General features: G+C 44.4%; 12 protein-coding genes. 3 read left to right on the plus strand and 9 right to left on the minus strand.

What is annotated here, in order from left to right:
- Window positions 1-66 precede the first annotated feature (66 nt).
- The 6 genes from pfkA to dnaE form a co-directional block, all read right to left on the minus strand.
- Window positions 67-1,026 (minus strand): 6-phosphofructokinase, encoded by a 960-nt coding sequence (gene pfkA / locus ACIQYG_RS02335; RefSeq protein ID WP_252296238.1) that lies wholly within the window; start codon window positions 1,024-1,026, stop codon window positions 67-69.
- Between the two features lie 277 nt (window positions 1,027-1,303).
- Window positions 1,304-2,305 (minus strand): acetyl-CoA carboxylase carboxyl transferase subunit alpha, encoded by a 1,002-nt coding sequence (accA, locus tag ACIQYG_RS02340; protein WP_402835301.1) that lies wholly within the window; start codon window positions 2,303-2,305, stop codon window positions 1,304-1,306.
- Window positions 2,302-3,165 (minus strand): acetyl-CoA carboxylase, carboxyltransferase subunit beta, encoded by an 864-nt coding sequence (accD, locus tag ACIQYG_RS02345; RefSeq protein WP_402835302.1) that lies wholly within the window; start codon window positions 3,163-3,165, stop codon window positions 2,302-2,304. The genes accA and accD overlap by 4 nt, the downstream gene beginning before the upstream one ends.
- A gap of 90 nt (window positions 3,166-3,255) precedes the next feature.
- Window positions 3,256-3,885 carry a FadR/GntR family transcriptional regulator gene (locus ACIQYG_RS02350; protein ID WP_402835303.1) on the minus strand — a complete coding sequence of 210 codons (630 nt, stop codon included), beginning with the start codon at window positions 3,883-3,885 and terminating at the stop codon, window positions 3,256-3,258.
- A gap of 5 nt (window positions 3,886-3,890) precedes the next feature.
- The gene (gene ystJ, locus ACIQYG_RS02355) at window positions 3,891-5,132 is read right to left on the minus strand and encodes an NADP-dependent malic enzyme (protein ID WP_402835304.1); all 1,242 of its coding nucleotides are present in this window, start codon (window positions 5,130-5,132) and stop codon (window positions 3,891-3,893) included.
- Window positions 5,133-5,255: 123 nt separating this feature from the next.
- On the minus strand, window positions 5,256-8,615 hold the full coding sequence (gene dnaE, locus ACIQYG_RS02360; RefSeq protein ID WP_402835305.1) for a DNA polymerase III subunit alpha: 3,360 nt from the start codon (window positions 8,613-8,615) through the stop codon (window positions 5,256-5,258).
- A gap of 182 nt (window positions 8,616-8,797) precedes the next feature.
- On the opposite strand from dnaE, the gene ytrH reads away from it, so the two are divergent.
- Window positions 8,798-9,133, plus strand: a complete 336-nt coding sequence (gene ytrH, locus ACIQYG_RS02365; protein WP_034309135.1) for a sporulation membrane protein YtrH — start codon at window positions 8,798-8,800, stop codon at window positions 9,131-9,133.
- Window positions 9,130-9,633: a sporulation membrane protein YtrI gene (ytrI, locus tag ACIQYG_RS02370; protein WP_402835306.1), complete on the plus strand. Its 504-nt coding sequence runs from the start codon at window positions 9,130-9,132 to the stop codon at window positions 9,631-9,633. Before ytrH ends, ytrI begins: the two co-directional genes overlap by 4 nt.
- A 74-nt stretch (window positions 9,634-9,707) precedes the next feature.
- Here the strand turns inward: ytrI and ACIQYG_RS02375 are convergent, their stop codons facing one another.
- Complete coding sequence (locus ACIQYG_RS02375; RefSeq protein WP_402835307.1) at window positions 9,708-10,652, minus strand: DHH family phosphoesterase; 945 nt, start codon at window positions 10,650-10,652, stop codon at window positions 9,708-9,710.
- 168 nt (window positions 10,653-10,820) lie between these two features.
- On the opposite strand from ACIQYG_RS02375, the gene ACIQYG_RS02380 reads away from it, so the two are divergent.
- Window positions 10,821-11,123, plus strand: coding sequence for a YtpI family protein (locus ACIQYG_RS02380; protein WP_402835308.1), 303 nt, complete (start codon window positions 10,821-10,823; stop codon window positions 11,121-11,123).
- A gap of 27 nt (window positions 11,124-11,150) precedes the next feature.
- Here the strand turns inward: ACIQYG_RS02380 and ACIQYG_RS02385 are convergent, their stop codons facing one another.
- Together ACIQYG_RS02385 and ACIQYG_RS02390 are read right to left on the minus strand one after the other, a co-directional pair.
- Window positions 11,151-12,470 carry a DRTGG domain-containing protein gene (locus tag ACIQYG_RS02385; protein ID WP_034311452.1) on the minus strand — a complete coding sequence of 440 codons (1,320 nt, stop codon included), beginning with the start codon at window positions 12,468-12,470 and terminating at the stop codon, window positions 11,151-11,153.
- Between the two features lie 71 nt (window positions 12,471-12,541).
- Window positions 12,542-12,766, minus strand: a complete 225-nt coding sequence (locus tag ACIQYG_RS02390; protein ID WP_133349657.1) for a hypothetical protein — start codon at window positions 12,764-12,766, stop codon at window positions 12,542-12,544.
- Window positions 12,767-12,955 lie beyond the last annotated feature (189 nt).

Below are 12,955 nucleotides of genomic sequence, written 5' to 3' on the forward strand. Positions count from 1 at the left end.
GCGCAGTGTTTTAGTCTTCTTTTTAATACCCATTAATAAAAAGGGATTCCAATCGGTCAATAATGATTAAATGGATAGCTCAGCGGATAATTCATACATTTTCTTGTCAATGGTATGCGGTTTAGCAAGGGCTTCGATGATATCATAATCAACAAGTTGATTTTGTTCTATTCCGACTGCCCTGCCTCCTTTTCCTTCAAGAAGCAATTCAACGGCTCTTGCCCCAAGCCGGCTAGCCAATACGCGGTCATTTGCCGAGGGAGATCCGCCGCGCTGAACATGGCCCAGGACCGTTACACGAGTTTCAAACCCTGCTTTGGCCTCAATTTTCCTGGAAATATCAACGGCACTTCCAACACCTTCAGCTACAATGATGATACTGTGCTTTTTCCCACGGTCATGTCCGCGGTTCAGCTTCCCAATCAGATCTTCTATATCATATTCATATTCAGGACAAAGAATCGTTTCAGCTCCGCCAGCCAATCCAGCCCAAAGCGCAATATCGCCGGCATCTCTTCCCATCACTTCAACCACATAAGTCCTTTCATGGGACGTGGCCGTATCCCGAATTTTATCGATGGCATCGATGACTGTATTCAGGGCCGTATCGAAACCTATCGTAAAGTCCGTACCCGGTATGTCATTATCAATCGTGCCAGGAACCCCGATACAAGGGAAGCCCCTTTCCGTTAAAGCTCTCGCCCCGCGGTAAGAACCATCGCCACCAATTATGACAATGCCCTCGATACCATGTTTATTCAATTGTTCAATCGCTTTCAGCTGGCCTTCCTCCGTCTTAAATTCCGGACAGCGAGCCGTATGTAACATCGTGCCGCCTCTATGAATGATATCCCCGACCGACCCAAGTTCAAGCTTCTTTATATTTCCATTTATCAGACCCTGATACCCATGATAAATACCGAAGACCTCCATTTCATGAAAAATTGCTTTCCGGACAACTGCTCGGACTGCCGCATTCATGCCTGGAGAATCTCCTCCACTTGTCAATACACCTATTCTTTTCATAAATGTCACCTCTCTACAGCACTAATCAATTTTAAGCTTCTTATATCATTGTACCCTTTTTCAAGCTTCAATAAGCAGTAACTGTTTCACTTATGCATACTTGATGTTATAAGCCTAACCGATTCTCATCAGAAATTGAAGTAAAATGGTGTAAAACTTTACATTCTACACACAAACCATATTCTTTCTCGTTTCGGTAATGAATACATATGCGCCCATGAAAGGATGAAAAAACGTGTTGCCCCAGGCAGCACGTTTTTCCTTTTGCAAAATGTGTTTATGAATGCTGTTCAACTTCCTTAGGTTCGCCCTCAGGTTGTTGTTTTGCAAATTCATATTCACCGATTTTCTTGAATTTCATATAACGCTGGTTGATAAGATCATCACTATTCAATGGCAACAGTTCATTGAATGAACGTTTCAGGATTTCCTTGATGGCTTCTGCCTGTGAATTCGTATCCCGATGGGCGCCGCCCCTCACTTCAGGAATGATCTCATCGATGACTCCTAAGCGGTTTAAGTCGGGAGCCGTGATTTTCATCGTTTCCGCAGCCCTCTTAGCCTGAGAGGCATCCTTCCACAGCAAGGCTGCAGCCCCTTCTGGGGAAATCACGGAATATGTTGAGTTTTCAAGCATGAAAATTCGGTCTCCGACGCCAAGCGCCAATGCACCGCCGCTTCCGCCTTCACCAATGACAATACTGATGACCGGCACCTTCAGCCCTGCCATTTCGAAAAGGTTTTTCGCAATGGCTTCACTTTGCCCGCGCTCTTCAGCAGCTTTACCAGGGAAAGCTCCCTTCGTATCAATGAAACAAATAATCGGCCTGTTGAACTTTTCAGCCTGTTTCATCAGACGCAAAGCTTTTCGATAGCCTTCAGGATGGGGCATGCCAAAGTTACGACGTATGTTTTCCTTCGTATCCTTCCCGCGTTGATGACCGATGACTGTCACGGCAAGTCCATCAAATTCTGCGATTCCAGAGACAATCGCTTCATCATCCCCATAATAACGATCTCCATGAAACTCGATGAAGTCATTGAATAACAGCGGAATGTAATCAAGCGTCGTCGGACGGGCTGGATGCCGGGCAATCTGAACACGATCCCACGGTTTAAGATGGTTGTAGATATCCACTTCCAGCTTCTCTAAACGCTTTTCCAATGTTTCGATTTCTGCTGTAAGGTCGACATCAGCATCCTTCGAAATTGCCTTTAGCTCTTTAATTTTATTTCTCAGGTCCGTAATGGGACGCTCGAACTCTAATTCGTAAATCATAACCACTCACCGCCCGGGGCATGGATTTTAAGGATCGTCGTCAAGGTTTCCTTCATTTCCGTACGCTTGACGACCGCATCCAATTGACCGTGCTTCAACAAGAATTCAGCCGTTTGGAAATCTTCAGGAAGCTCTTCACGAATCGTCTGCTCAATGATTCTTCGTCCCGCAAAACCAATAAGAGCTCCAGGTTCGGCTAGATTAATATCGCCAAGTGACGCGAAACTGGCCGAAACCCCGCCTGTGGTAGGATGGGTCATCATTGATATGATCAGTCCGCCTTCATTGCTGAATATCTTGAGTGCTGCACTTGTCTTTGCCATCTGCATCAAGCTTAAAACACCCTCCTGCATCCGGGCGCCGCCTGATGCCGTAAATATGATGAACGGAATCTTCAATTCACCAGCACGTTCAATGGCACGGGTAATTTTTTCGCCAACAACGGATCCCATGCTTCCCATCCGGAAATTCGAATCCATGATGGCTGTTGAAACTTGGTACCCATTGATGCTTCCGACTCCTGTGACAACCGCCTCATTAATCTTGGCTTTCTTTCTATCTTTTTCCAATTTATCTAGATAATCCGGAAAATCAAGCGGGTTAACGGAAATCATTTCTTTATCAAATTCATTAAAAGTGCCTGCGTCGAATAAAAATTCGATGCGCTCATGGGAAGACATCGGATGATGGTACCCGCAATGCAGACAGACTTTCTTGTTTTTCACCAATTCTTTTGTATACATGATTTTTTTACAGCCGGTGCACTTTGTCATGATTCCTTCTGGTACATCTTGTTTCTCCCGATCTAAAGGAACCGTTGCATATTTCTTCTTAGACTTCGCAAATAGCTCTTTAAGCAAGCTTAATCCTCCCTTTACCACCAATTATCTATTTTATGATACTTGGTACAAACTATATCAGAAATAAAATTAGTGTCGTGTAAAAAGGTGTCACTCGTCCTTCGACATATTTCTAATTCTAATAAGATACGTTTCGATGGCTTTTTCTTCATCACGTTCGAGCAAATATGTAAGAAGTGCCAGATAATCTTCTTTTTTCACATTACCCTGTACCATCTCTGATGTTCTAGCATAGCTGTTGACAATGCGCCAAATTCTTTCCAGCAATCGATTGCGATTCAAAATGGCAATTCTTAAGAAGAAATCATCATCATGAAACTTATCCGCTTTGACCCAGGCCATCAATCTTTTGATGTCCTCAGCCGTAGCGAAAAAGGCGACGATCCGCAAACAGTCAATTTCAATCAGCCTTTTCGTCTCAGCCAAATCTTCTTGTACTTTTTTATCTTGCAAAAAAAAGGTTCCCAGAAGCTCGACTAGCCTATGCTCCTGGAAATCCCTGATAAACGTCCCTTCACCACGCCTTGTTTCTATTAATCCTAATAGCTCTAAGGCTCGCAATGCTTCACGGACAGAGGAACGGCCAACATTAAAACGATCCGATAACTCCCGTTCTGATGGGATTTTATCTCCCGGCAGGAGGCTGTCCGCTTCAATCATGCTACGTAGGCTCTCAACGACATCGAGATAAATTTTGGATGAAGAAGTACGACCTGCCAAATTAATTATTCCTCACTTTTTCCAATGATCGCTAATTTCCTTGTTTTTTCTTTAATTCCCTCGGGATCCACATTAATTCTAGCCACTCCCGTTTCCATCGCTGCCTTGGCAACAGCAGCTGCTACGGCTGGAGCTACCCTCGCATCAAATGGAGCTGGGATAACGTAGTCTTCGTTCAACTCATCTTCCTGTATTAAACCCGCAATGGCTTGTACTGCAGCAACCTTCATTTTTTCATTGATATGAGTCGCACGTACATCCAAGGCACCACGGAAAATCCCTGGGAAAGCAAGGACGTTATTGACCTGATTCGGGAAATCCGAACGGCCAGTTCCAACAACCTTGGCACCCGCTGCTTTTGCATCTTCCGGCATGATTTCCGGATCTGGATTAGCCATCGCGAAAATGATCGCATCCCGGTTCATCGAAGAAACCATTTCTTTTGTCAATGCACCTGCGGCAGAAACACCTATAAATACATCAGCGTTTTCAATGACAGATTCCAAAGGTCCTGAAACCTTATTTCGATTGGTCACTTTCGCCACTTGTTCTTTTGTATCATTCATACCTGTCGAACGGCCCTCATAAATGGCACCCTTCGTATCACACATGATGATGTCGCGAACTCCATAGTTATAAAGCAATTTAATGATGGCAATGCCCGCAGCGCCTGCTCCATTCGCTACCACTTTAATTTCTGACATTGATTTATTCACAAGTCGTAAAGCGTTCACAAGGCCCGCAACAGTAACAATGGCTGTACCGTGCTGATCATCATGGAAAACAGGAATATTCATTTCTTTCTTGAGTCGTTCTTCAATTTCAAAACAATTTGGTGCGGCTATGTCCTCTAAGTTCACTCCACCGAAAGTCGGTTCGAGTAATTTAACGGTCTCTACAATTTTGTCCACATCCGTGGTTTTTAAACAGATTGGGAAAGCGTCCACTCCGGCGAAACTTTTAAATAAAACGGCTTTTCCTTCCATGACCGGCATAGCAGCTTCCGGACCGATGTTTCCAAGTCCCAAAACAGCCGTTCCATCAGAAATGACGGCAACAGTATTCCCCTTCATTGTATAGTCATAAACTGTTTCCGGCTTATCATAAATATCTTTACACGGTTCTGCGACACCAGGAGAATAAGCCAGGCTCAAATCTACTGCATTCCTAACCGGTACTTTCGAAACTGTTTCTAATTTTCCTTGATTCAAGCGGTGCATATGTAATGCTTCTTCTCTTAATGTCATAGTTTCACTCCTAAAACAAATTGGGTAACCCATATCTTATATGCAGAAATTATGCTGAAATCTAGTGGTCAGACCACAGCGGCCTGTTTTCAATATAACATAACTATTAAAGTTGTAAAACAGTTATTCTTTCTTGTAAACCACATTCCCTTTTCCGACCAAGTCAAATAATGCCTGCATCAATCTATCTGTAGGATTGACCCAATCCCAATAAGATAGCTGTACATAGCGGTTTTCCCTCTCGTAAAAAAGCATGACCTTGGTTTCACCGCTATGCTGCATTAAAATTTTTTTTATTTTTTGCAGTGTATCCTTCGTTTGCTTGTCAGCCTCAATTTTCAGGAATATCGTCCCGTTTTTTTCCTCTTTCATCTGCTTCACTTTTTCAAGAGGGTATACGTTCCTGATCAGGAGCTGTGTTTTTCCATCCCGTTCTTCCAATGTCCCTTGCAGCATAACCAGTTGTCCATGATTCAAGTCAGCAGAGTGGTTTTTATAAACATTTGGAAAAACGACCGCTTCAATATCCCCCTCTTCATCACTAACGCTCAAGAAAGCCATCACATCGCCCTTTTTTGTCCTTATGGTTTTAACCGACGTAATGTATGCGCCAAGTAAGACTTTTGATTCCTTTTTATTGGTAGCTTCATCTATGGTCAAACAGCCGAAGTGCTGAAAAAGTTCTCTGTAGCTTGTCACCGGATGATTCGATAGATAAAGCCCCAATGCGCTTTTTTCCAATGAGAGTTTGTGCTCGATTGGGATAGGCTCGACCCGGTTGTATTTCGGTTTGAGTGAAAACTCGCCATCCGAAAACATATCGAATAGGTCATCATCCGGATTAACCAATTCCGTATGATCGATCGCTACGTCCAAGCTCGCCAACAACGTTGCCCGGTCTTCACCGAATTCATCAAATGCACCTGAATGGACAAGTGCCTCCAACACTTTCCTATTTACGATTTTCCCCGAAACACGCAAACAGAAATCGAATAAATCAGCGAACTTCTTCTGACGCCTTGCAGCGAAGATATCTTTTAATACAGTCCCGCCTATCCCTTTTATGGCTCCAAGGCTATAACGGATCCCTTCCTTTTCCGGTAAGAACGGGTAACCGCTCCGGTTAATCGAGGGAGGCAGAACCGCTATCCCTTTCTTTTTTGCTTCACGGATATATTGCGAAATCTTATCATCATTCCCGACGACCGAGGTCAGAAGTGCTGCCATGAAATATTCCGGATGGTGGGTTTTCAAGTAACCCAGCTGATAAGCGATGAAACTATATGCCACCGCATGGCTTCGGTTGAATCCATAGTTAGCGAAGCGGACAATCAAGGAATAAATCTCATCTGCCGTTTTTTCGGAGTATCCTTGTTTCAATGCACCGCTCACGAAATGCTGCCGCTCTTGATCCAGAACATCCTTCTTCTTCTTCGAAACGGCACGACGGAGCAGGTCAGCCTCCCCTAATGAAAACCCGGCTAAGCGGGAGGCGATTTGCATGATTTGTTCTTGATAAACGATGACCCCGTATGTAGGCTCGAGGATATCCTTCAAATCCTCGTGCAGGTAATCAATCGGGGCAAGTCCATGTTTTCGCTCGATGAACAGCGGTATATTTTCCATCGGACCTGGACGATACAGGGCATTGACCGCGACGATATCCTCGAATCGGTTCGGTTTCAGCTTGATCAATACCTTTCGTATGCCATCCGATTCAAATTGGAACACTCCGGTTGTTTCGCCTCTCCCTAAAAGGGCCAGCGTCTCGGGGTCATCCATCGGAATATGGGACAAGTCGAGCTTTTTCCCCGTTCCCTTTTTGATGTTATTTAAAATATTATCAATGAGCGTTAAATTGCGGAGTCCAAGAAAATCCATTTTAAGAAGTCCCAGTTCTTCGAGAAGGTCCATTGGATATTGAGTCAGATGGATGCCGTCATGCCCTCCCTGAATCGGGATATGCTCGGTCAGTGCCTGGTCACTGATGACGACGCCGGCGGCATGTGTCGAAGCATGGCGAGGCAGCCCTTCAAGCAATAACGCGGTTTGAAAAAGTTTTTGATTCAGGTCACTCTCATTAACGAATTCCCTGAGCCTTTTCGATTCCTTGAAAGCCTCGGGAAGCGTGATGCCCAGACGGCCTGGAATCATTTTCGATACCGCTTCCTGTTCCTTTGAATTCAGGCCGAAAACACGTCCTGTGTCCCTTATCGCAGCCTTGGCAGCCAATGTTCCGAAAGTAATGATCTGTGCTACATGAAGTTCCCCGTACTTCTTCGCGACATAGGCAATCACTTCTTCACGGCGGTTATCCGGAAAGTCAATGTCGATATCCGGCATCGAGACACGTTCCGGATTCAGGAAACGCTCGAACAGCAAGAAATGTTCGATTGGATCGACATCCGTGATCGACAGCACATAAGCGACCATCGATCCAGCGGCCGATCCCCTTCCAGGACCAGTCAGGATTTGATGGTCCTTAGCGAATTTCATGAAGTCCCAAACGATTAAAAAGTAATCGCTGAATTTCATCTTGGTGATGATATCCAATTCATATCGCAGGCGTTCTTCATATTGAATGGATGGCTCCGGCACTCTTTTCTTCAGCCCTTGGAAACAGATGGCCTCGAGCATTTCCTCGGCTGTGGCTCCATCTTCAGTAGGGTACTTAGGCAGCAGTGAACGATGAAATGGAATTTCCAGATTGCATTGCGCGGCAATATGCAGTGTATTTTCGAGTGCATCCGGTCTGTCATGGAATAGTTCTGCCATCTGAGCCCGGCTTTTCAAATAAAATTGATCGGATTCAAGAACCGTATGCGTCTCATCCGCAAGCTTGTCGCCATTTCCAATTGCCAATAAAACTTCATGAGCGAGTGCATCGCTCTCGTTCAAATAATAGACTGGATTCGTCGCGACAATCTTTATCTCTAAATCTCTCGCCAACTGACTTATGGCTTCGTTACCTTTTTCCTCATCCGCAATCGAAAGTCTCTGTATGGACACATAAAAGTTATCATGACCAAAAATTTGCAGAAATCGCCCGGCTGCCTGTTCGGCTTCTTCAGGATTTTCTTCTCTCAATAGCGTTTCTATTTGCCCCTCTGCACCCGGTGTGATTGCAATCAAGCCCCGGGAATAGGCTTTAAGCCAATTCATTGGAATGCCTGACGGGGATTTCGTTTTTATGGCACTGCTTATTTTAAGCAGGTTTTGATATCCTTGCAGACTCTTTGCCAATAAAAGAAGTCCATGTGGCGTTTCCCGTTCATCAAGGACATCCGCAAGTATGCCGATGATCGGCTTTATACCCTGTCTCTTGCATTCTTTATAAAAATAGACCGAACCGTACATAACATTTCGATCGGTTAAGGCAAGACTTGTACAGCCGTCCGCTTTCGCTTTGGCCACAAGTTCAGTGATCTTCACCGTACTTGTCAGCAGGCTGTATCCGCTCTGAATATGGAGATGAGTATACACGTTTTTTCTCCCACCTTTGTAAGGCATGTTTCTTTTCATTATAGTGTTTATTTCAAAAAAAGAAAATATGTTCTCATTACCAATACAATTTAACGTCCTGATTTCCTGCGACTATCATATTACCTCTGAACATCCCATATAAATGGAATAGAAGAATATCAAGCAAAAAAGGATGATGATATATGAATGAAGCCTTTGTTCCAGCCTTCCTCAACAGCTTTTTCATATCGCTTGGCGTATTGCTTGGCGGCTCTATAATCGGGGGCCTCGCCGCTTTTTTTACTGGACAAGCCCCGATGACAACTGTATTCCGACTGTCGGACAGCCTTCGTATTTGGGCGATTGTCGCTGCGATCGGGGGTACTTTTGATATGGTCTATAATTTCGAACGCGGTATTTTCCACGGGGAAACGAAGGATATAGTCAAGCAGGTCCTATTGATACTATCTGCACTTGGAGGGGCACAGACAGGGGCACTGATCATAAACTGGTTCACGCAGGAGCATATTTCACCATGAGGATCCCTCCCTATCACCGGTCTCCAACCTGGCAGCGCTTTTTTGCAGGAGCCGCACTTGGCGGATTGATCAGCTGGGTGATTTTCTTTTATATGCATGGTGTCCAGCAGGAGAAGCAGATCCGAACCCTTCACGAACAAAGAGAAGAGATCAAGGATTTAAACGGAAAAATCGCAATTTGGGAGCAGGATTATAAAAAATTGAACGAGAAAAACGAGGAAATCCTGACGATTCAGGAAGTGGAAGTAACGATCACGAATGAAAAATACAGTCTGGACCAGCTGAGCATTGCAGAAGCGGAGGATGTGATTGAGGACGACCTATCCTCTCTTCTCGCCAAAGATGTCGCCAGTGTCTATGACGGAAAGGTGCTTTTGAAAAAATCCATAGAAAATAAGATCGTGACCATCAATAAAAAGCGCTATCGACTTGAAGTCGTTGAAATCATGTTTTATACGAAAATGAATATAGAAATCAAACTAAAAAGGACTACTTCGTGAATGTTGAACTTAATGTGTGAATACCCACCAAATTTAAAGACCAAATCATTTGCGATTTGGTCTTTAAGTTTTTTTCATTCAGCTTCCGCTTTATTCAACTCTTCCATGTCGGCAAGGATATTATCCACTTCATCCCAAGAATAGATCGAAGCCCCTGCTGCAAACGGGTGGCCTCCTCCGTTATATTTACGGGCAATCGTATTGATGATTGGTCCTTTAGAACGGAAACGGACTCTGATTTCTTGTTCTTCTTCAATGAAAAAGACCCATGACTTAACATTTTTAATCGAACCGAGCGAGGAAACGAGCTGAGATGCCTCGGATGCAGAAGCATGGAATTTTTCAAGTATATCTTTCGTGATGATCATTTTCCCCGTTCCATATGGAAGGATTTCAAAATGCTGCAGCACATATCCATTCAACCGGACTATGCTTTCCTCGACGTCATACATCTCCTGATATAACTGCGGGCGGGAGAACGAATAGTGAATCAATTCACTGGCATAGGCAAATGTCTTTTCAGTCGTGCTTTGGAATAGGAAACGACCTGTATCGCCAACAATGCCTGCATATAGGAGGCGTGCCGCTTCATCACTCATCTTCAAGCCCTGTTCTTTACCGAACTGGTAAAACTCGTAAATCATTTCACTTGTGGAACTTGCCGATGTATCGACCCAACGCATATCCCCATATGGATCTTCATTAGGGTGATGATCGATCTTAATCAGCTTATCCCCCGTCGTGTACCGTGCATCACAAATCCGGTCCGTATTTGCGGTATCACAAACGATGACCAAAGCACCTTGATATGTTTCATCCAAAATCACATCGAGCCTTCTTAAGTAATTCAATGACGGTTCCTCTTTCCCGACCGTATAAATTCGCTTTTCGGGGAAAGATGCTTTCAGGATTTCCGCCAATCCCCCCTGTGAACCATAAGCGTCCGGATCTGGACGGACATGACGATGCAGAATGATAGTATCATAACGCTTTATATCTGCTAATATTTCAGCTTTCATATAGATCTCCCCTTAACATATGTATTATCGAGCCTTATAAAGATGATATATTTCATTTAATCAAAAAATTGCGGAAATAGGAAGACTCATCTTGTTTACTGTGGCATTCTCTTTCATTTCCCGCTACAATAAAAAGGTACATATGTTAAATTGGGGGAATTTCAAACGATGCCTATTCTTGTCACCTTGATCGTTCTTTCACTAGGGGTCTATCTGTTTTATAAACTCAAATCGGTCCGAACCAAAATGCCGATGGAGAAAAAGTGGATTTCAGGGAAGTCTTCCATTGCCCTTGGTGCGTTTGTCGCACTATTCGGAATCAATCAGCTTTTTCTATTCCACACGACCATCACTTATATCATTGCCGCCGTTTTCATTTTCGTTGGCATATTCAGTATTTGGGGCGGCTATAAAATGTATAAATTTTATTTGCCGCATGCAATCGAAGAAGCTGCAAATCAAAAAGGATAATCGAATTTCGATTATCCTTTTTATTTTTCATGATCGGTCCAGCAATTGGCAAGTCAACATCGCCTTGCCGACAAGTTTGCCTTGGTTAAACACCTCGACATCGACTTTTCCGAATTTACGTCCTACATCAAGGACACGCGGATGGATTTCAAGCGTACTGTCGATTTGGACTGGCTTGATGAAGTAGATCGTCATGTTTTCCACGACCAAGTCACCGCGCTTATAGCTTCGAAGTGCACGATTTGCCGAGTCGGTGACCAATGTCGTGAACACACCGCTTGAAATGGTACCAAGGTAATTGGTCATCTGTGGGGTGACGCCATAGTTATACACTTCCTCGCCCTTGCCACGATTCGAAGTCATCACAAGCTGGCTGGTGATCGTATCGTCGATCGTTTCGCCGACCTGGGGCTGCCTTTGACTCATTTGCAATGCCTTCAGCACATCCTGCCTGCTCACGATTCCCTTTAGGATATGACTGTCATTCACGACCGGGATTAACTCAATCCCTTCCCAAACCATCATATGTGCAGAAGATGCCACACTCATTTTGTCGCCTACGGTCATCGGGTTTTTCGTCATCACCTTATCAATGAGGGTCATCTCTTCCTGTCCGATGATATCTTTTGATGTGACCATTCCTTGAACCTTCATATTGTCATCGACAACAGGGAAACGGCTATGCCCTGATTCCTGATTCAGTTCATGCCAGGTCTGAACCCGGTCACCCACGGTCAAAAAGGTCGTTTCCTGTACGGGTGTCAAAATATCCTCCACCAGCAAGATTTCCTTTTTGATCAATTGGTCATAAATAGCCCGATTGATCATCGTTGCGACGGTAAACGTATCGTAACTCGTTGAGATCACTGGCATCTCCAATTCATCGGCTAACCTTTTAACGGGCTCTTCGGTATCGAATCCCCCGGTGATCAGTACCGCTGCACCCGCTTTTAACGCGTGCTCATGGGCCTGTGTACGGTTCCCGACGATCAGCAGGTTTCCTGCCCCTGTATATCTCATCATGGCATCCAGCTTCATCGCCCCGATGACGAATTTATTTAATGTCTTATGAAGTCCCGTTTTCCCGCCAAGAACTTGTCCGTCAACAATATTGACTACCTCTGCGAAAGTGAGCTTTTCAATATTCTCTTTTTTCTTTTTCTCTATACGGATCGTGCCTACCCGCTCAATCGAGCTCACGTATCCCTGATTCTCCGCCTCTTTAATTGCCCGGTATGCTGTACCTTCACTAACATTCAATGCCTTCGCAATTTGACGGACGGAAATCTTCTCGCCGACAGGGAGCCCATCGATATGTTTTAATATTTGTTCATGCTTTGTAGCCAAGCGCTTCACCCTTTTCACGGTATTCCTATTCTCCATTATAAGGTCAAAGAGCCCAGTTTATCAAACAACTACTAGTATTGGCGCAACCTTTTGTATTCCAGCTGGCGTTTTACCTTTTGTTTCTTAGGAGAATATAATATGCCCGTCAAGTTTCCAGCTACCGCCAACAATGCAAACAACAGCCAGGATCCGGCAAACAGACTCTCCAGACCGCCACTTTCCAACGACAAACGCGGCACGGCATAATACAGCATCACACCGCATAAAAGCAAACACAGTAATAACCTCTGTTTCATCCAATCCCCCCTTTTTTCATCTATTCATTTTATGCCTGTAAAAGGAAAAAAGACTTGGCTGCTGAACGTGACTTTACTTTCCTATTGCCGGAATCATTTGTTAAAGGCAATACTGCAGGGAAATCTTTCATTTCGGTCGGCTCCCCCCCCTCAATCCACATAAAAAACGGAAGCCATGCAGGCTTCCGT

The organism is Peribacillus sp. NPDC096622, from assembly GCF_044762665.1.
GTDB lineage: Bacteria > Bacillota > Bacilli > Bacillales > DSM-1321 > Peribacillus > Peribacillus frigoritolerans_B.